This is a genomic window from Mesorhizobium waitakense, from assembly GCF_056431085.1.
Genome location: NZ_JBWKME010000103.1, coordinates 1 through 19,206, shown reverse-complemented (window position 1 = coordinate 19,206; position 19,206 = coordinate 1). Strand labels below are relative to the sequence as shown.

Genomic DNA, 19,206 nt, shown 5'->3' with positions numbered 1-19,206 from the left:
CCACCTCAATACGGATCGACGGCATCGCGCAGGCCGTCGCCCAGCGCGTTGAAGGCAAATACGGTGACGAGCACGAAACCGACCGGCGACAGGATCCAGGGATAGGTGCCGATAACGGAATAGGTCGCTGTGTCCTGCAGCATCAGGCCCCACGAGATCAGCGGAGGCTTGACCGCAAAGCCGAGGAACCCGAGGAAGCATTCGAGCAGCACCACCGTCGGGATCGCCAAGGTGACGGCGACAATCACGTGGCTCATCACATTGGGCAAGATGTGCTGCAGGATGATGCGCCGGTCGGTGGCGCCGACCGCCATTGCGGCGCGCACATACTCGATGCGCGCCAGCGCCAACGTCTTGCCGCGCACCTCGCGCGACATCTGCGCCCAGCCCAGCGCCGACATGACGACGATGACAAAGGCGAGGAAGACATTGGTCGGCGCGGTGACGGGGATCAGCGTCGTCAGCGCAAGATAGAGCGGCAGCTGCGGGAAGGCGAGCACCAGTTCGACGAAGCGCTGCATCCAGATATCGAACCGGCCGCCGAAATAGCCGGAAACCATGCCGACGGTGGTGCCGATGACGGTGATGATGAAGACGACCGTCAGCGCGATCATCAGCGAGACGCGCGAACCATGTATGGCGCGCGACAGGATATCGCGGCCGAACTTGTCGGTACCGAGGAAATGCACCGGCTGGCCGTCCATCGAGGCGAAGAAATGCCGGTCCGCCGGGACCAGCCCGAAGAGCTTGTAGGGCGCGCCTTCGACAAAGAAGCCAAGCAGTCTCGGATGGTCGTAGTCGGGGCCGACGACGGGCTGGAAGGTGACCGGATCGAGGTCGGCCGAATCGGCCAGCGCATAGACCCGTGGCCGCGCGACGAAATTGCCGTCCTTGTCGTGGAAGGAGGGCAGTTGCGGCGGAGCGAAGCCGACATCGGTCGCCTTCGGGTCCATCGGCGCCAGGAATTCGGCGAACACGGCCATCACCAGCAACAGAACGACGAGCCCAAGCCCGGCCATGCCGGTCCAGGAGCGCTTCAACCGACGCCAGACGAGCGCGATATAGCTCTCACTGCCGCGCGCCGGTTTGGCGACGATAGGTCCTTCCGCCGGCAGCGGTGGAGGTGATGGATCGCGGGCCAGCATCTAGCTCTCTCCGTATTGGCGGATGCGCGGGTCGAGCAGGACGAGCAGCATGTCGGCGATGATGTTGCCGACGATCAGTGTCGCCGACAGCACCATCATGAAGGTGGCAGTGACATAGACATCACCGACCGCCATCGAACCGACGATCGCCGGGCCGACGGTCGGCAGCGCGAAGATGATCGCCGTCTCGATCTCGCCGGTGAGCATGTAGGGCAGCACCACACCCTGATACATGACGAGTGGATGCAGCGCATTGGGCACGGCGTGCCGCATGACGACGGCGCTACCGGTCAGGCCCTTGGCTCTCGCCGTCTCGACATATTGCGCGTTAAGCGTATCCAGCAGATTGCCGCGCATGACGCGCATATTGTAGGCGAGGCCGCCGAAAGTGGCGATCGCCACCACCGGCCAGACATGCTTGACCAGGTCGACGAACTTCGCCCAAGACCATGGCGCGCCGCCATATTGCGGCGAGAAGAATGAGCCGATCTCCGACAGGTTGAACTGGAAGACGAGGAGATAGACGATGATCAGCGCCATCAGGAAGCGCGGGACGGTCATGCCGAGGAAGGCGATGGCCGAGAGCGTCGAGTCGATCCACGTGTATTGCCTTGTCGCCGCCCATATGCCGAACGTGATGCCCAGCACCGACGCGAGCAGATGGCAGACCAGCGCCAGGAGCAGCGTTCTCGGCAGGCGCTCGCCGACGACATCGGCCACCGGCTTGTTGTAGTAGAGGCTGTAGCCGAAATCGCCGCGAGTAATGATTCCGCCGATCCAGTTGAGATACTGGACGGGCAGCGGCTTATCGAGGCCGTGTTCGACGCGGTAGGCCTGGGCCTGCGCATCGGCCTCGGCGAAGGACGCGCCGCCCTGGTTGATCAGCTGCGAACGGATGTAGTCGGCATAGTCACCAGGTGGCGCCTGGATGATGGCAAAGGTGACCAGGCTCAAAATGGCGAGGACCGGTATTGCCGACGCTATGCGCATGAGCAGGAATCGCAGCATGGACGGTCCGCTTCCTTGTCTCGCCGATCGCGCCCTTGGGTTGCGTCCGGAGGTTGGCTTTGTCCGGCCGCGCCAGCGGCGCGGCCGGAGTTCTCTCAGTCAGGGAGGTAAACCTAATTCATCGGGTCCTTGTCTCCGGGTTTGCCGGGAAGTCCTTCAGGGAACAATTCATACTTTGCCTGCTTGCCGGCCGCGACAAAGACCCGTTCGCGGACGATCGAATCCTCGGCCCAGTTGAACATGAAGATCGGCGTGCCCTGCGGAATGTTCGAGAAGCGCTTGTTGACGATCAGCGCGCCGGGATATTCCGTCAGGCCGACATTGTAGACGTGTTCCGTCGAGATCTTCTGGAACTCTTTCATCAGGCTGGCCCGCTGGTCATTGTCCTCTGACGCGACGAACTTGTTGACGATGTCGACGAGGTCCTTTTCGAAAGGCATCAGATCGACCTCGCCGTTTTCCGGTGCGCGATGGTTCCAGCTGGTGCGCGGACCAACCGGGGCAAGCTGCTCGGTGTTCTGCACCACCGACGTCAGCTCCTGATCGTTGCGTCGGACCAGCCAGTCGAAGCGGCCGGAATATTGGGAAGCATCGCGCTGGGTGCCGTTGAGGCCATTGAGCACGACCCGAAGCCCGAGCTTTTCCATCTGGCCGACGACACCTTCGGCAAGGCTCTTGTCGGTCGTGTAGTCGTTGTTGACCAGCATCACGATCTCGACGTTCTTGCCGCCGGCGGTGCCGGCCGGGAAGTTCACGAAACCGTCGCCGTCGGTATCCTTGAGGCCGGCCTTGGCGAGTTCGGCCTTGGCGCCCTTGAGGTCGAAGGGGTAGTAGACGGTCGAAGCGCGGTCATAGAAGCTGGTGCCCGAAGACAGGCCGCCGGGATAGATGGCGGTGAATGGCCCCTTGACCAGCGAGTCGCCGAGCGCCTTGCGGTCGAACGCCATGGTGACGGCCTTGCGGAAATCCTCGTTGCGGTTCAGACCGCGAACCGCCTGGCTGCGCTCGTCCGGGTTGCCCCAGCCATTGGCGGAAAAGTTCATGCGCAGATTGTAGCCGATGAGCCGCGGGCCGAAAGCCAGTCGGGCCGGCGCATTTGCCTCCGCCGCACGCTTCAGCGAGGCGACGAAGTTTTCCGGCTGCTCCAGATTGGAGAAGTCGGCAGAGCCGGCGACCGCCTGGACGTCGCGGTCGGCCCAGGTCGACAGCTTGTACTGCAGTTCGTTGAGGTAAGGCAGCTGGTTGCCCTTCTCGTCGACCTTCCAGTAGTAGGGGTTGCGGCGCATGACGATGATGTCGTCCGGCCGGTATTCCACCGGCGCCCAGGCGCCCATCACCGGCATGTTCATGAATTCCGGCGGGAAGGCATTCTTGAACTGGTCGTAGGTGTTCTTCGAATATTTCGGATGCTGCGGCTTCAGGATGTGTGCGGGGCCGGGGCAGAACGTGCCGTAGGCCATCGCGTAGAGATACTGTTTCGGGAATGCTTCCTTGAAGGTCCATTCGACAGTGTAGTCGTCGATCTTCTTCAGCGTCGTGCCGACACCGAAGGTTTCCGGCGTCGCGCCGTTCAACGGCGAGACGTTGGGATCAACGACCTCGTCGTCCCAGTAGAACATGACGTCGTCGGCGTTGAAGGCAACGCCGTCCGACCATTTTGCGCCTTCGACAAGATGCATGGTCAGCTTGTGGCCGTCCTTCGACCAGTCCCAGCTCCTGGCCAGGTTCGGCAGCGGTTCGGTGTCCTTGGCCTCGACTTGGAACAGCGGCGCGGTGCGCGTCAGGCATTCGGAAAGGCCGATGTCGATGCCGCCCCAGCCCTGTGTCTGGCCCGCGCCATAGTTCCAGCCCTCCGGCCGGCCGCCAATGACATGGCGCATGGTATCGCCATAGACGCCGATACCATCCTGCATGTTGCCCGTCTTGAAGACCAGCGGCTCTTTCGGCAGCCTGTCTTTCACTGGCGGCAGCTTGCCGGTCTTGACGTATTTCTCAGTGACCCAGTCGGGCTCGTGATATTCGGGCAGCGCCTTGAACTCCAGAATGGAGTCGCGCGCCACATATTTGATCTTGCCCTCGGCGGGGAACGGTGTCGGCGCCGGAGGAACCGTCGGCTCGGAAGCGTATGCATTGAGTGCCGAGACCGAGACGCTCAGCGCCAGTCCGGCAACAAGACCGATATTGTGTAAATTCCTCACTGTCTCTCTCCCTCTTGTTTGTTCCGGAGCTTTTATACCTGCTCCGCTTCTCCTCGAATCCAAACGGCTTCGTGGCAGTGGATCCGCCTCCCGTAGATCCACCATCACCGTATGAGGTTTCAGCCGGCCTGCTTTAGCGCAGCTTTTTCGGCGCGCAATTCCTCTATCGAGCGCACACTGCGCCGCGCCGCGCCCGCCCATTCGCGGGTCTTGACCCCGGATGTCGAGAGCCGCGCCCTGGCGGCCGGAACCGCGTGGGCATATTGCGGCAGCCAGGCTGCCTGGGCGACGACCATTTCGTCGACCATCTGCCAGACCTCCTCCGGGGTTGAAACCGCGCCGACCAGCGGGTCATGCAATACTGCGAGCTTGAGCAGATCGATGTCGCCGGCGATAGCGGCATGGACCGACATGCGCTGGACGTTTATCGAGGAGATGCAGGTGGCCGCACAGGCTTCCGGCAAGGTGATGCCGGCGGCCATGTTGATGCCGAAGCGGTCGACGAAACCGGGCGACTCGATGATGGCGTCCTGCGGCAGATTGGTGATCACGCCATTGTTCTTGACGTTGAAGTGGCCGCGATACACGCGGTTGGTCTCCAGCGCCTCCAGGATGTGACTTGCATGCTCGTTGGAGCGTTTTTCGGGATCGATCGGCTGTGACGCCGCTTCGAGGAATTGTGGATATTCCGTTTCGAACCAGTTGCGGGTTTCGGTCGAGTGGCGGAGATAGCCGCCCGTCTCGCCATGGATCCAGTCGGACATATCGATCCAACGCGTGATCTCGTCGGGCCGTTTGCGGTACCAGGGCAGATACTCGGAAAGATGGCCGTTGCTTTCGGTCGAATAGACACCGAAGCGCTTCAAGACATCGATGCGCAGCTTCTCCTGCCTGGAATAGACCGGGTGCGCCTCGAAGGCGGCGACCAGTTCGTCCTTGCCGATGTCGCGGCCGTTCAGGCGCAAATCGATGAACCAGGTCTGATGGTTGATGCCGGAACAGACATAGTCGAGCTCCTGCCTGGACTTCGCGCCCAGCACCTCGGCGATCTGCTCGGCGCCGTGCTGGACACCGTGGCAGAGCCCAACGGTGTCGACCTTGCCGTACTCGATCGCAGCCCAGGTGTTCATCGCCATCGGGTTGGCGTAGTTCAGGAATTTGGCGTTCGTCTCGGCAACCTCACGTATGTCCTTGCAGAAATCCAGGATCACCGGAATGTTGCGCTGGCCGTAGAGAATGCCACCGGCGCAGATCGTGTCGCCGACGCATTGGTCGATGCCGTATTTCAGGGGAATCCTGATATCGTCGGCATAGGCTTCGAGGCCGCCGACCCGCACGCAGCTGATGACATAGCGTGCGCCTTCGATTGCCTTGCGGCGGTCGGTGGTCGCCGTCACCTTGGTCGGCAGTCTGTTTGCCTCGACAATCCTGTCGAGGATCGCCTTGATCATCTCAAGATTGTGCGCGCTGACGTCGGTCAGCGCGAATTCGATGTCGGTGAATTCGGGCACGCACAGAATATCGGTGAACAGCTTCTTGGTGAATCCAACGCTGCCGGCACCAATGATAGCGATTTTGAAACTCATCTGCCGGACCTCATTTCGTTCGAATGGCAGGCAAGGAACGACAAGGAAAGGTTCCGCCACATGCCATGACATGTGTGCAGGACACGCCGGAATCCGGCCATGCCAACCTCCCTGTCCGCTCCTCGACCGCGGATCTCTCTCGCTTTTCGAAGGGAATTATGCGCTTATTCACGAGCGCGACCAGAGAAGGATTGTGCTTTGAAGGGTAATTTTGTGCTGCAGGATTTGATAGCCAACGGACAGTCCATGCGCACGATCTCGCTGCCGCGCGGCCGCCAGCGCCTGCACGCCATGCCGACGAGCACGGGCTATGAAGTGCGCGAGGACGAGATCTACGACTGGGACGGCCGCAAGCGGGGCCAGACACCGTTCACCGTGCTCCAGCACACGATCAGCGGGACAGGCCGGCTGCGCTATGAGAACCGCAACTACCGCCTGCAGAAGAACGACACATTGCTGGTGCTGGTGCCGCACAACCACCGCTACTGGCTGGCCAAGGATGAGCGTTGGGAATATTTCTGGATTTCGATGAACGGCGATGAGGCGCTGCGCATCCACAAATCCATACTCGGCACCTCGGGTCCGGTGTTTCGGTTGCAGCCGGCGACGATCGACCATCTTGCCGATTGCAGCCTGCGCCTCATCAAGGGCGCCGCTTCGCCGGGTGCTGCTTCCGCCGTCGCCTACGAAGCCGCGATGGCGCTCTATGACGATGTCTTCGGCTCACACGCCTTTGCCGAAAAACAGAGTGCCATGCAGCCGGTCATCGATCACATCAGTGCCAATCTCGACAAGCCGCTGCAGGTGGCGGACCTGGTCCAGATCAGTGGCCTCAGCCGAGCCCATTTCTCACGCTGTTTCGCCGAGAGCGAAGGCCTGCCGCCCGCCGAGTTCGTGCTACAGCAGCGCCTGCAACGCGCGGCGAAGCTGCTGACCAAGGTGGACTTCCTGCCGGTGAAGGAAGTCGCCATCCTGTGCGGCTTCGACGACGCTAATTATTTTTCGAAGGTCTTCCGCCGCTGCTACGGCATCACGCCCAGCCAATTCCGCACCACCGGCATGTATGCCAGCATGAGAACCCCGGCCAGACGCGGCGCCAGGATGCCGGACGATGAGACCTGACGCCGCCTTGGGGTTCTCATTATGCATCAGGCGGCGTGCCGGCTGCCGCCATCCAGCCATTCGAGATCGGCCGGCGAAAGCGTGATGTCGAGTGCGCGCAGGCTGTCGTCCAACTCGCCCAGGGTGCGTGGCCCGATCAGCGGAATGGATGGGAAGGGCTGATTGAGCACATAGGCCAGTGCAACATGGATCGGGCTCTTGCCCAGCCGCGCGGCAAGTTCGATCGCCCGGTCGCGGCGGCCGAAATTCCGCTCCGAGTACCAGACCCGCACCAGTTCCTCATTGTCGTGCCTGTCGCGCCCGGCGCGGTCGGTGAAGAAGCCGCGCCCCTGGCTCGACCAGGCGAAGTTCGGCATCTGCCGGGCGGCCAGCCAGGTCTTCCACGCATCGGTCGAGGAGGTCACGCAGCCGGCCCAGATCGGCTCCAGCATCTCGGCCAGCGAGAAGTTGTTGGACAATGCGCCGGGCTTCTGTTTGCCGGTCCGCTCGGCATAGGCAATAGCCTCGTCCATGCGTTCCATCGTCCAGTTCGAGCCGCCGAACGGGCCGCGGATGCGGCCGGCTTTCACCTCACGATCCATCGCATCGACGAATTCGCCGACCGGCACATCCGGATTGTCGCGATGCATGAAATAGACATCGACATGGCAGGTTTGCAGGCGGTCGAGTGACTGGTCAAGCTGCTTGCCGATCACATCGGGATAGCAGAGCGGCGAATGCGCGCCCTTGGCGATGACCACCGATTGCGCGCGCACGCCGCGGTTTTTCAGCCACTCGCCAAGCAGCGCCTCGGTGTAACCGCCGCCGTAGACATAGCCGGTGTCGAAGAGATTGCCGCCGGCCTCGAAAAAGGCATCGAGCAGGATCGACCCGGAAGAAAAGGTGCGGAAATCCTCGAAGCCGAGCGCCACCACCGACGCCGGCTTCGACAGGCCCGGAATGGTGCGCTTGGCGATCGCCGTTCCGCCGGCGCGCAAAGGTCGGCCGGAGATGGTGTTGGTACGCTGCGGGGCCTTCTCGATCCCGTATTCCAGGCCCGCCGCCGCCCGCCATCTGTCGAGGACGCGCAAGGTGCCGAGACTGTCGGCCCAGTCCATGCCCGGCCATGCGAATTCCTGCCGCCCGGCGAGGATGGCCTCACCGGCGGCGTCGACCTCGAAAGAATAGACATGGCGCTTTTCGTCGACGCTGATGGTCTCGCGCGCGCCGTCGGATCCGATCACGTCGATCTGGCCCAGGCCGACGTCGCGGTCGCCGCCGGCGAACCAGAAGTCCGGCACCTCGATGCGACCCCTGGTGCCGAAGATTCTGAGCACATTGTCCTGGTTGAGCGAGATGCTGCAGGAAACTTCGGCGATGATGCCACCCGGGAAATGCAGCACCGCCGAAGCCCATTCGTCGACACCGGACTGGCCAAGGTGGGCCGTACCAACCACCTTGTCCGGCTCGGCGAAGGGGAGGCCCGCCGCCGCCCCGGCAATCAGCCGCGCCATCGAGACCGGATAGCCGCCGACATCAAGGATGCCGCCACCGGCAAGATCGTTGGCATAGAGCCGGTGCTCCGGCATGAAGCCCGGCATGGCAAAGCCGAAACTCGACTTGATCATCCTGATATCGCCGATGACGCCCGATCTGATCAGTTCCACCAGCTTCAGCGTCTGCGGGTGCAGCCGGTACATGAAGGCTTCGCCGAGAAAGGTGCCGGCCTTGCGCGCCGCATGGATCATGGCTTCGGCCTCGAAGGCGGTCAGCGCAAGCGGCTTTTCGCAAAGCACGTGTTTGCCCGCTTCCGCGGCCCTGATCGCCCATTGCGCGTGGCCGGGATGAGGTATCGAAATGTAGACGGCGTCGATGTCGGGATCGGCGAGCAGAGCATCGTAGCCGTCTAGGATACGGGCGCCGGGGAAACTCTCGGCGAGACCCGGCTTGGCGGGGTTGCGGGCGCCGATGGCCACCAGCTTGCCAGTGCGCGCAGCGGCCGCGCCACCGGCAAAGGCCAGGGCGATGCTGCCCGGGCCGAGAATGCCCCAGCGAATGGGCGTTGTTGAAGTCATTGTCATTCTCCTTGAAGGCTGGAACCGGCGGCCGTCAGCGCAGCCGCAGCCCTTTTTCATCGAACAGGTAGGATTTGCGGATGGAAACCGTGATCTCGGACGCATCGGGAACGTTTGCCGCGTCGCGCTGGATCACCACGTCGTCCCCGTTCGCCGTTCTGGCATAGAGAAAACTTGTGCCGCCCAGGTGCTCGACCACGTCGATGCGCACCACAAGGTCGGTGTCTCGCTCTCCGGCGCTGCCAAAATGTTCGGGACGCACACCGACCATCACCTTGCTCCCCGCTTCGGGTGCAGCGACCGTCAGAGGTTGCGCGATACGGGTCTTCTCCTGACCGGCCAGTTCGACCACAACACCATGTGCATCGTGCCCGACAATGCGGCCGCTGATGAAGTTCATCTTCGGCGAGCCGACAAAGCCCGCCACGAACTGATTGTCGGGATTGTCATAAAGATCGAGCGGCCGGCCGATCTGCTCGATATGGCCGGCGCGCATCACGACGATCCTGTCGGCGAGTGTCATCGCCTCGGTCTGGTCGTGCGTGACATAGATCATGGTGGTGCCGAGTTCCTTGTGCAGGCGCGATATCTCGACCCGCATCTGGACACGCAATTCGGCGTCGAGATTGGAAAGCGGCTCATCGAACAGGAACACCTGCGGTTCGCGCACGATGGCGCGGCCAATGGCAACGCGCTGGCGCTGGCCGCCCGACAATTGCTTGGGACGCCGGTTCATCAATTCATTTATGCGTAGGATTTCGGCGGCTCGCTTGACGCGCCGGTCGGTGTCGGCCTTCGGATTGCCGGTCATCCTGAGCCCAAAACTCAGATTCTGTTCGACGCTCATGTGCGGATAGAGCGCGTAGGACTGGAAGACCATGGCGATGCCGCGGTCGGCCGGCTCGACATCGTTGACGAGCTTGCCGCCGATGGCAATCTCGCCGCCGCTGATGTCCTCGAGCCCGGCGATCATCCTGAGCAGCGTCGATTTTCCACAGCCGGAGGGGCCGACGAAGACGACGAACTCGCCGTCCTTGACGTCGATGTTGGCGCCATGGACGACCTCGAAGACGCCAAAGCGCTTGATGACATTGTTGAGCGTGACTGTCGCCATGCTGTCCCTTACTTGATCGCGCCGGCGGCGATGCCGGCGATGAAATGGCGCTGCAGCAGCACGAAGACGACAAGCATCGGCACCGTCAGCATCACCGCGCCCGCCATGATGCCGCCCCACGACACCTTGGTCAGGCCGATCAGCGTGCCGAGCGCCACCGGCGCCGTCATCGAACCGGGCTGGCTGTTGATCAGGAGCGGCCACAAATAGTTGTTCCAGGAGGCAAGGAACAGGATGATGGCGAGCGCCGCCAGCATCGGCCGCGCCAGGGGCAGTGCGACGAAGAGGAAGATGCGCCATTCCTTCACCCCCTCGACGCGTGCCGCATCGAAAAGGTCGTCCGGCATCATCGAGAAGCTCTGCCGCATGAACAGCACGCCAAGCGAATTGAACAGCGGCGGCACGATCAGCGCCACCCATGTGTTGGCGAGCTTGAAATCGCGTGCAACCATGATGAATTGCGGGATCAGCACCACCGCATAGGGCAGCGTGATGGTGCCGAGGATGATGGCGACAACCACGCCCTTGCCGACGAACCTGTAGCGGGCCAGCGCCCAGCCGGCCATCGACGTCAGCAGCACCGACAGGAACGTGTAGGTCACCGCCACGGAGACCGAAATGCCGATGGCGCCGACGAAGTCGGTGTCACGCTGCAGATTGTTGAAATTGTCCATGAAATTGCCGTGCGGCAAAAGCTCGATGCCGGGGCTGAAGATGCCGTTGTCGGGCATGGTCGAGAACACCACCATCATCCACAGCGGAAACAGCCAGATCAGCGCCAGCGGCGTCAGGAACAGATGCAGCGCGATGCTGCGCCCCAGCCTGGCGGAGGAAAGCGAACTCATTTCGGTTCCTTCGTCAGCCACAGCTGCACCAGCGTGATCGCGATCGCCAGCCCGGCCATGGTGTAGGCGACGGCCGACGCGTAGCCGAAGTTGAGCGATCGAAAACCCTGGCGGTAAAGCAACAGGCCAAGCGTCTCGGTGCCGCCGCCCGGTCCGCCGCGCTCGGTGATCAGGAAGGGTTCGGTGAACAGCTGCATGGTGCCGATGATCGACAGCACAAGGCAGAACACGATGACCGGCTTCAGGAGCGGCAGAGTGATGAAGAAGAACTGCTTGAGCTTGCTGACCCGGTCGAGCGTCGCCGCCTCGTAGACATCTTCGGGAATGGACTGCATGCCGGCGAGCAGGATGATGGCGTTGTAGCCGGCCCAGCGCCAAGTGACCGCGATCATGATCAGCGCCATTGCCGGCGTGACGTTGGAAAACCAGTCGACGCTGGGCAGGCCGACGCTGTTCAAGAGCTTGTTGATGATGCCGAAGTTGAGGTTGAACATCAGCCGGAAGACCGCCGAGTAGGCAACTTCGCCGACCACGACCGGGGCGAAGAAAGCAAAGCGATAAAGGCCCCTCGCCTTGAGCAGCGGCGAGTTCAACAGCACCGCCATCACCAGCGCCAGCGTGATCATCACCGGCACCTGAATGACGAGGATGAGCAGCGTGTTCTTCAGGGCGTTAAAGAAGGCGGGGTCGCCGATCAACCGGCCCCAGTTGAAGGTGGGCGCGAACCGCCATGGCACGGTGCGTGTCGCCTGGAAGGAGATCATGAACGAATCGATGATCGGCCACACCCAGAAGATTGCAAAGATCAGCAGATAGGGCGCGAGGAAGCGATACGCCGTGGCATTCTGATAGCGCATTGTAGCCTCCTTTCCGCGTTCAAGGGGGTGGCGCGCCCGTGCTGAAACACGTGGCGCGTTCGGCCCCGGACAGCATCAATGCCGCCCGGGACCGTCTCGGTCCAGATCAAGATTTGACGGGCAATCCGGTCGCCGCGGCGATCTGGCTTGCGGCATCGTCGAGCGCTGCCTTGGCGTCGGGGTAGCCACCGGCCAGATATTTGGTCTGCACGGCGCGGACGATGATTTCGGCGTCGCTCTGGAATTGCGTGCCGCGACTTGGAACAACCTTGGGCAAGGTGCCGAGAATGTCCTTCCACACCGCCTGGCCGCCCCAGTAGGGCAGGCCTTGCGCGACATAGGGGTCGTTGAGCGCCGACACCAGCGACGGCACAAGGCCGAAGTCCTTCAGCATGGTGATCTGGCCTTCATTGGTTCCGAGCGTGTATTTCAGATAAGCGTAGGCGGCCTCCTTGTTCTTGGACGCCGAGGTGATGGCCAGCGAGGAGCCGCCGAGATTGGCGGCGCGTGGCCCGTCGGCGGTGAGGCTCGGCATCAGGTAGACACCCCATTTGCCGTTTTCACCGGCCGATTCGGTGCGAATGGTGCCTTCATACCAGCCGCCATAGACCTGGGTGGCGACGGTGCCGGCGGTGTTGTTGGTGATCTTGGTGCCCCAGTCGGCCGAAGAGACGATGCCGGCGTCCTTCATCTCCCTGACCTTGGTCATGGCATCGACGCATTTGGGCTGGTTGATTGTGATCGACTGGCCGTCCTCGGCGAAATAGGCGCAGCCCTGTTCGTTGGAAATCATGCGGAAGAATTCGCTGTCGCCGTTGAAATCCGCATTGGTCATCGAGACGCCCGGGTTGGCGGCCTGGATCTTCTTGCCGGCGGCGATGAAATCGTCCCAGGTCTTGATCGATGCCGGATCGACGCCGGCCTTTTCGTAGAAGTCGCGGCGGTAAAAGGCCGCCACTGGACCCGAATCCCACGGCATTGCATAGGCCTTGTCGCCGACTTCGAGCTCGGTGCGCTTGAAGTCGGGGAATTTCTTCTGGTCCTCGGCGGTATAGCCCAGCGTATGCAGGTCGACGAAGCAGTCGGGGAACTGGCTCCAGTAATTCTCGGCCTCGCCGTTTTCGATGGTGACGATGTCAGGCAGGCCGACGCCGCCGGCGGCGCAGCCGGCGATCGACTTGTCGTAGGTCGGCTGGTTGCCGAGATCCTGGACCGTCACCTTGACGTCGGGATATTGCTTGTTGAAGCCGGCAACGGTCGCCTTCAGCGATGAAGCCGCGACATTCCAGCTCCAGATCGTAATTTCGCCGGATTGCGCAAAGGCCGGGGCAGAGCCCAGGGCGAGCGCGAGCGCGGCGCAGGTCATTGTGATGCGCATTGAAATCCTCCCATTCCATTTGCTCTCTCACTGTGAGCGTGGCTAGACTATGCAGTGGGCAGGGGCTGTCGCCGTCAAAGGGAATATGAAATTGGCGGAAAGTAAGATGCCGGAACGACCGTTTTACCAGCCTGGCGCCAGCAGCGTGGAAGGCCTGCCGCTGCTGCTGCAAATGTTTCACACTAGTCCTCTGGTGATGCTCAAACCGCATTGGCATGCCCAGGTCGAAGTGAATTTCATCGTGCGAGGCAGCGTGCATTACCGCATGAACGACCACGAGATTTCGCTGTCTGCCGGCGAGATGTGCCTGTTCTGGGGTGGCCTGCCGCACCAGATGGACGATTTGTCCGACGACGCCGTCTATGCCGGAGCGCATCTGCCGCTGGTGCATTTTTTCCGGCTGCACCTGCCCACGGACATCCGGCACCGGCTGATGACGGGTGCCACACTGGTGACGAGTGCCACCGACCCCTCCGACAACCATAATTTCGAGCGCTGGAACCGCTACGCCCGGTCCGGCGACCAGGCCAAGGCGGAACACGCCGTCAACGAATTGCTGCTGCGGCTGGAGCGGGTGCGGTTCGAGCCCTACCGGCTCGTTTCCGCAACCCCGATCGGCCAAGAAACGGGCAGCGCCTTCGACCAGCAGTCGTCGCGCAACGTCGGGCGCATGTGCGATTTCATCGCCGAGAACTTCCTCTACGACATCGATTGCGTGAACATCGCGGCGGCAGCCGACATCCATCCCAAATATGCCATGAGCCTGTTCAAGAAATCGACGGGCATGACGCTCAACGAGTATGTCAACCTTTTGCGGCTGAGCTACGCGCAGGCGCTTTTGATGCACCAGGACGCCAATGTGCTCCGCGTCGCCATGGATTCGGGCTTCGGCTCGCTCAGCGCCTTCAACAAATCGTTCCGCAAGCTGGCCGGCATGTCGCCCTCCGATTTTCGCAGAGGGGTGTCCGGCGCCAGATAGAACCCGGCGACCTGGCGGTGCTTGCCCGGCGCCGCGAATGCATTGGCGCATCTTGATCGCCGGCTAAAAGACGGGTCGCGCCGTTGCGGTCCGCGACGGCAACGCGCACAAGGGCGGCGCCGGCCGAAATAGGACCGCGCTGCAAGCCGTTCCGGCCGTCGCCACGGCACCAGAACCGGGCCATTGCACGGCGTCTCATTTCCTGTCTGAAATCGCCATCTGGGCGCTGGACAGGCCGGATTCCCGTGCTATAACCCACGCGCTTTCAAGGGGCGCCCATGGTGCCTCATGAGATCCGGTGTGCGAGATTTTGTTTGCCGGAACAGGCCCAGATAGCTCAGTTGGTAGAGCAGCGGACTGAAAATCCGCGTGTCGGTGGTTCGAATCCGCCTCTGGGCACCATCCTCTCCTTCCCCCGCGCACTCTTTCGCCGAAGCCTCTACGCTTTGCTCGCTATAACCGCCTGAATTCGCTGCTATTTTCAGCACGAGCGACGTGCTTGGGCGAATTTCGTCGTAGCTCGGCAAACTTGGTCCAACGAGGCGAGCTGTTGGTATTTTTGTTGGTATCTGAGAGTCTGTTGGTATCGAAGCGCCAAACAGGAGGTCCCACAAATGGCTCTATCCGACGTGAAATGCCGCAACACCCGGCCCGCGTCCAAGCTCCAGAAACTCTCCGACGGCGGGGGGTTGCAGCTGTGGGTGCAGCCATCGGGCACGCGGCTTTGGCGCCTGGCGTATCGGTTCGACGGCAAGCAGAAGCTTCTGTCCTTGGGCAGCTATCCTGTCATTTCTCTCGCAGATGCCCGCCAAGCGCGCGATGAGGCAAAACGCCTTCTTAAGGGTGCTGCCGACCCAGCGCAGGAGCGCAGGTTCCGCAAAGCCAATTCGCCAAAAGACACCTTTCGGTCAATCGCGGACGAATATGTTGACAAGCTGAAGAAGGAGGGACGTGCCGACCGGACGATCAGCAAGGTCAAATGGCTGCTCGACTTTGCCTATCCGACAATCGGCGATAAGAGCATTCGAGAGATCAATGCGTCCACAATTCTCACTGCCCTTCGTCGCGTGGAGGTTCGGGGGCGGTACGAGTCGGCCAGGCGCCTTCGTTCCACTATTGGCAGTGTGTTTCGATACGCAATCGCGACCGCACGCGCTGAGGCAGATCCAACGTTCGCCCTGAGGGGCGCACTCATCAGTCCAACGGTCACACCGCGTGCCGCCGTTACCGATCCGAAGGCATTGGGCGGCTTGCTGCGTGCAATCGAGACATTCGACGGACAGCCTACAACCCGAGCCGCCCTGAAGCTGATGGCGCTGCTGTTTCCTCGTCCCGGTGAGCTTCGCGCCGCAGAATGGGTGGAGTTCGACTTTGAAAATTCGGTTTGGATCATTCCGGAAGCGCGCATGAAAATGCGACGACCACACCGGGTTCCTCTTTCCAGGCAGGCGGTGACTATTCTGACCGATCTTGCAAAAATCTCCGGCAATGGGACGCTGCTATTTCCAAGCGTGCGATCGGCTTCCAGGCCGATTTCCGACAATACCCTCAATGCGGCCCTGCGTCGTCTTGGCTACAGCAAACGAGAGGCGACGGCGCACGGCTTTCGCGCAACGGCATCAACCCTACTAAACGAATGCGGCAAGTGGCACCCCGACGCCATAGAGCGCCAACTGGCCCACATCGAAAACAACGACGTTCGCCGCGCTTATGCCCGCGCGGAGCACTGGGAAGAGCGCGTAAGGATGTTGCAGTGGTGGGCAGATTATCTGGACGAAATTGAGAGCGCTGATACCCGCGGCGGGCTGAGTCAAAAAAGTCTCAGAGCAAACGCACATCCGTGAACATGAAAGTCTGGTTTGGGCCGCAAGCCGTCAGTCCGCTATCGGAGCGAGTTCTGCCCTTTGCTGCCATTGCACCGGATTACTCAGGGGATGAAGGATTCGGAGCTTCCCAGTACGCTGAGGCAGTGATTTAGCAGCGGGGTAGAAATCCCCACGCAGGCCTTAGCCCGCACTGCGCAGAACGCCCTCCCTCGCCAAGAACAGCTCATTGAACATCCGATCCGCCCCCCATGCTTGTGCTGAAGTATACGCCAGCTGACGAAGTTGGTCGGCCTCTAACGGTTGAGATCCGGGTTTGTACCCCAGATCATGTTCTGCCTCGGACCAAGCGTGCTGGAAGAGGGTTTTAATCTGGAGTTCGAAAAATTCCGGTACAAGAGCCTTGTCTATCGAAGAGTCGACCACATCGGCCGGTAACATCAAGATATAATGTTGTCCAAAGTAGCCAAACTCCCACTCGCGTTCCGGCACGATTTTTTGGCGTTCGATGGCATGGAAATAGGGTAGGACAGCGTCAGCGACCCGCGGCACGTCCTCGAGATAGAAAGTGATGATGCGGGCGCCGATCTGATCCTGGATCTGATGAAGCGGATCGTCGTATTTTGGTCTGTCATCCTTGAGTTTAGTTGCCTTGGCCACAAAGCGATCTATTGACTTAGGACGTGTCGAAACGCGGTCTATTCGTTGGATACCTTTCAAAAGGTCGTTCAGATAGGTCGCCAACGATCCTGCTATCGGTGTCAACGCCTTGTCATGGCGGAGACGATAGTCACCCTCGATATCACTCATCGGGATTTTTCCAGCTTTTCACTGACGATCTTGCCTTCGGTAGAAAATCGAATTTTATCATGGTGGCCGGCGACCGGCACCTGACTGAAGACCTGGTCGAAATCGCTTGCGCCAGCGGTTAGAAAAGCGCCTGAATCGAGCTCAACTGTCCGGTAAGGCAGCTGCTTTTCGAACTCGGCCGCGCTGAACTGGAAATTGTCGCCGGCAAGGTCCTCCCGACCCAACGCAGTCGTCACAGCACTTCGGGCTTCCTCGGTAAAATTATACCGGACACAGAATTCGTTCACGCTCATTGCCTGTCCGTCCAGATTGCCGGCGAGGGTCACGGCGGCGCTTATCTGCTTCTTGATGTCGATGTTTGGAGCGCTTTTGATGGCGTCCTTCAGCGCTATCGCCAACCTGCGGGTCCCCGATGCAGCGCTGGTTTTGAACGAAGAGCTGAGGAAGTCCTTCACCCAATAATCGGACGACTCCAAATCTTGGCTGTTAATCTGCTTGTCGACTGCCATGCCATCCCAGAAGCCCCCTGTGAGGGACTGATGGCGATACACCACCGCTTTGTAGGAATGCGCGTTTTTCATAAAAACACGGTCGATGAATTCGACTGTCAGCATATCGGCGGCTTCGTTGACTACGACGCCGTTGTTGGCGCGGAAACGCGAGACAACTACCTTGTGATGCACCCCCTCCATGCCACGTATCAAGAACATCAATCCCAGGCCGGACCTTTTCGTCGTTACACCCGATAGCCTTTCGGCTAGACCTCGCCCTGTAGCTATTGTCGGCGCATTTGCATAAGCTAAAAGTAGATTTCGGCATGGATTTGACTGGATGCCGTTAGCGGCCGGATTGAAAGCAATACCGATGTTACATTCCACGTCTGCTTTCGCGTAAACAGAGCTCAACAGCGCGTACATATCCCCCACATGAGGTACTTCATTGCCAACTACGGCAGCTGCGTTTTCGACCCCCTTGTTGGGGTGAACCAAGTAAGTATGGATATTTTGAATTGGCAATGTCCCCTCCTGGCCCGGAAGGCCTTCTTTAGCACAGGTATTTTCAAAACAAATCTGTTCTCGCAGGGTCGCCGGGCTAGGCCGATGGGTTTGGAACGACGCTCATGTGTTGGTGAGAACGGGCTGTCAGCGGGAATGTGGACAGGCGGATGCACCAACAGAAACGCAATTGCGTTCGTGTTCGGTGCTGGATCAAATTGGTCGCTGAGATAATTGGAATAGTGAGTCGATGAGCGGCGAAATCAAGGCGGTAGATCTGAAGCTTGTCGGCGATCTGTTCGGCGACGGTTACGTCATGGACTTCACTAACCGCACCTACCAAGAATTCTTCCGGGACGATGTGGGCGTCGATATCTACAACGACGCCTATCTGATCGACAACGCCAACAGTAAGGGCAAGCGCCTGCGCGCATTTATGCAGAAGGCCCAAAAGAGCGCGATCGTAAAGGCGCTGCACGGCCTTTGGGAATATCGCGTGGCCTATATTGCGGGACACGAAGATTGCGTTCCCCAGGGGCGCGAGCGACTGAGCGCACTGGTTGAGCGGCTGGGCGGCAAGCCGATTCCGGGCGCGGCCACCCCTGAACCCAATGCGCCGCTGGGCCGCGGGTTAACCGAATCCACACAGGTCGATCTCGAAAACGAGTTCATGGTGCTGCATGGAATGGACGATGCAGCACAGGCGCGTGGTTACGCTTTTGAGAAGTTTCTGAAGCGCTGGTTCGATGCCTGGGGGTTAGAACCGCGAAAGGCCTTCAAGCTCAAAGGCGAGCAGATCGACGGCAGCTTCCTGCACGGCAACACCGTCTATTTCCTCGAAGCGAAATGGCGCAATGGCCAGACCGGCGCTGCTGAACTCCGGTCGTTCCAAGAGCTGATCGGGCAACACTTCGAAGGCGCGCGTGGCCTGTTCGTTTCATATTCGGGATTCACTCCGGAAGGACTCCAAGCTTTCGTCGCTAGGCGCATCGTCATGATGGACGGCATGGACGTCGTCGAAGCGTTGCGTCGCCGGATTTCGCTCGAAAAGATCGTGGCCAAGAAGCTCCGCATCGCGATCGAAGAGCGGCGGCCGAAGGTGTCCGTGCGCGAGCTGTTTCCATGACGAATGGTTATCGACTTGGTCGTCGCGCTTCTCCGCAGGGCTTCGACATAATGGACTGGAAGTGGGACGAGTCGGTATCGGTTGGGGCAAGTAGACACTCACTAGGTCGAGGCGGCGGACTGGAACAGGCGGTGGCCACCAGCAGGGCTTCTTCCTTGCCCGTCAG

At 60.8% G+C, this 19,206-nt stretch carries 15 protein-coding genes and 1 tRNA gene; 5 read left to right on the top strand and 11 right to left on the bottom strand.

Going from position 1 to position 19,206, the window contains the following annotated elements; translation table 11 throughout:
* Nucleotides 1–5: 5 nt before the first annotated feature.
* From AC07FD_RS22470 to melA, 4 genes are all read right to left on the bottom strand, one after another.
* On the bottom strand, nt 6–1,145 hold the full coding sequence (locus AC07FD_RS22470; protein ID WP_478351592.1) for an ABC transporter permease: 1,140 nt from the start codon (nt 1,143–1,145) through the stop codon (nt 6–8).
* Nucleotides 1,146–2,153, bottom strand: a complete 1,008-nt coding sequence (locus tag AC07FD_RS22465) for an ABC transporter permease (protein ID WP_095088651.1) — start codon at nt 2,151–2,153, stop codon at nt 1,146–1,148. It abuts the gene before it with no gap.
* A gap of 113 nt (nt 2,154–2,266) precedes the next feature.
* Nucleotides 2,267–4,351 (bottom strand): ABC transporter substrate-binding protein, encoded by a 2,085-nt coding sequence (locus tag AC07FD_RS22460; protein WP_478351591.1) that lies wholly within the window; start codon nt 4,349–4,351, stop codon nt 2,267–2,269.
* A gap of 119 nt (nt 4,352–4,470) precedes the next feature.
* A complete protein-coding gene (melA, locus tag AC07FD_RS22455) occupies nt 4,471–5,937 on the bottom strand; it encodes an alpha-galactosidase (protein ID WP_478351590.1) in 1,467 nt (488 codons plus the stop codon).
* 99 nt (nt 5,938–6,036) lie between these two features.
* Between melA and AC07FD_RS22450 the strand changes: the two genes are divergently transcribed.
* On the top strand, nt 6,037–7,059 hold the full coding sequence (locus AC07FD_RS22450) for an AraC family ligand binding domain-containing protein (RefSeq protein ID WP_478351589.1): 1,023 nt from the start codon (nt 6,037–6,039) through the stop codon (nt 7,057–7,059).
* Nucleotides 7,060–7,085: 26 nt separating this feature from the next.
* Here AC07FD_RS22450 and AC07FD_RS22445 read toward each other — a convergent pair whose 3' ends face one another.
* The 5 genes from AC07FD_RS22445 to AC07FD_RS22425 all read right to left on the bottom strand — a co-directional run bounded on the left by AC07FD_RS22445 (nt 7,086) and on the right by AC07FD_RS22425 (nt 13,307).
* Nucleotides 7,086–9,113, bottom strand: a complete 2,028-nt coding sequence (locus tag AC07FD_RS22445; RefSeq protein ID WP_478351588.1) for an aldo/keto reductase — start codon at nt 9,111–9,113, stop codon at nt 7,086–7,088.
* A 34-nt stretch (nt 9,114–9,147) separates the two neighbouring features.
* Nucleotides 9,148–10,227 carry an ABC transporter ATP-binding protein gene (locus tag AC07FD_RS22440; RefSeq protein ID WP_478351587.1) on the bottom strand — a complete coding sequence of 360 codons (1,080 nt, stop codon included), beginning with the start codon at nt 10,225–10,227 and terminating at the stop codon, nt 9,148–9,150.
* An 8-nt stretch (nt 10,228–10,235) separates the two neighbouring features.
* Nucleotides 10,236–11,072, bottom strand: a complete 837-nt coding sequence (locus AC07FD_RS22435; RefSeq protein WP_095088662.1) for a carbohydrate ABC transporter permease — start codon at nt 11,070–11,072, stop codon at nt 10,236–10,238.
* A complete protein-coding gene (locus tag AC07FD_RS22430) occupies nt 11,069–11,929 on the bottom strand; it encodes a carbohydrate ABC transporter permease (RefSeq protein WP_478351586.1) in 861 nt (286 codons plus the stop codon). Before AC07FD_RS22430 ends, AC07FD_RS22435 begins: the two co-directional genes overlap by 4 nt.
* A 106-nt stretch (nt 11,930–12,035) precedes the next feature.
* Nucleotides 12,036–13,307, bottom strand: coding sequence for an ABC transporter substrate-binding protein (locus tag AC07FD_RS22425; protein WP_478351585.1), 1,272 nt, complete (start codon nt 13,305–13,307; stop codon nt 12,036–12,038).
* An 85-nt stretch (nt 13,308–13,392) separates the two neighbouring features.
* Here AC07FD_RS22425 and AC07FD_RS22420 point away from each other — a divergent pair, with 85 nt between their 5' ends.
* The 3 genes from AC07FD_RS22420 (at nt 13,393) to AC07FD_RS22410 (ending at nt 16,130) form a co-directional block, all read left to right on the top strand.
* Nucleotides 13,393–14,286 carry a helix-turn-helix domain-containing protein gene (locus AC07FD_RS22420; RefSeq protein ID WP_457153786.1) on the top strand — a complete coding sequence of 298 codons (894 nt, stop codon included), beginning with the start codon at nt 13,393–13,395 and terminating at the stop codon, nt 14,284–14,286.
* Between the two features lie 326 nt (nt 14,287–14,612).
* Nucleotides 14,613–14,688, top strand: a tRNA-Phe gene (locus tag AC07FD_RS22415).
* A 212-nt stretch (nt 14,689–14,900) separates the two neighbouring features.
* The gene (locus tag AC07FD_RS22410; RefSeq protein WP_095088668.1) at nt 14,901–16,130 is read left to right on the top strand and encodes a tyrosine-type recombinase/integrase; all 1,230 of its coding nucleotides are present in this window, start codon (nt 14,901–14,903) and stop codon (nt 16,128–16,130) included.
* Nucleotides 16,131–16,292: 162 nt separating this feature from the next.
* Here the strand turns inward: AC07FD_RS22410 and AC07FD_RS22405 are convergent, their stop codons facing one another.
* Both AC07FD_RS22405 and AC07FD_RS22400 read right to left on the bottom strand, forming a co-directional pair.
* Complete coding sequence (locus AC07FD_RS22405; protein ID WP_095088670.1) at nt 16,293–16,919, bottom strand: GTP pyrophosphokinase; 627 nt, start codon at nt 16,917–16,919, stop codon at nt 16,293–16,295.
* A complete protein-coding gene (locus AC07FD_RS22400; protein WP_143748826.1) occupies nt 16,916–17,935 on the bottom strand; it encodes a hypothetical protein in 1,020 nt (339 codons plus the stop codon). Before AC07FD_RS22400 ends, AC07FD_RS22405 begins: the two co-directional genes overlap by 4 nt.
* A 229-nt stretch (nt 17,936–18,164) precedes the next feature.
* On the opposite strand from AC07FD_RS22400, the gene AC07FD_RS22395 reads away from it, so the two are divergent.
* Nucleotides 18,165–19,040, top strand: coding sequence for a restriction endonuclease (locus AC07FD_RS22395; protein WP_095088674.1), 876 nt, complete (start codon nt 18,165–18,167; stop codon nt 19,038–19,040).
* Nucleotides 19,041–19,206: the final 166 nt, after the last annotated feature.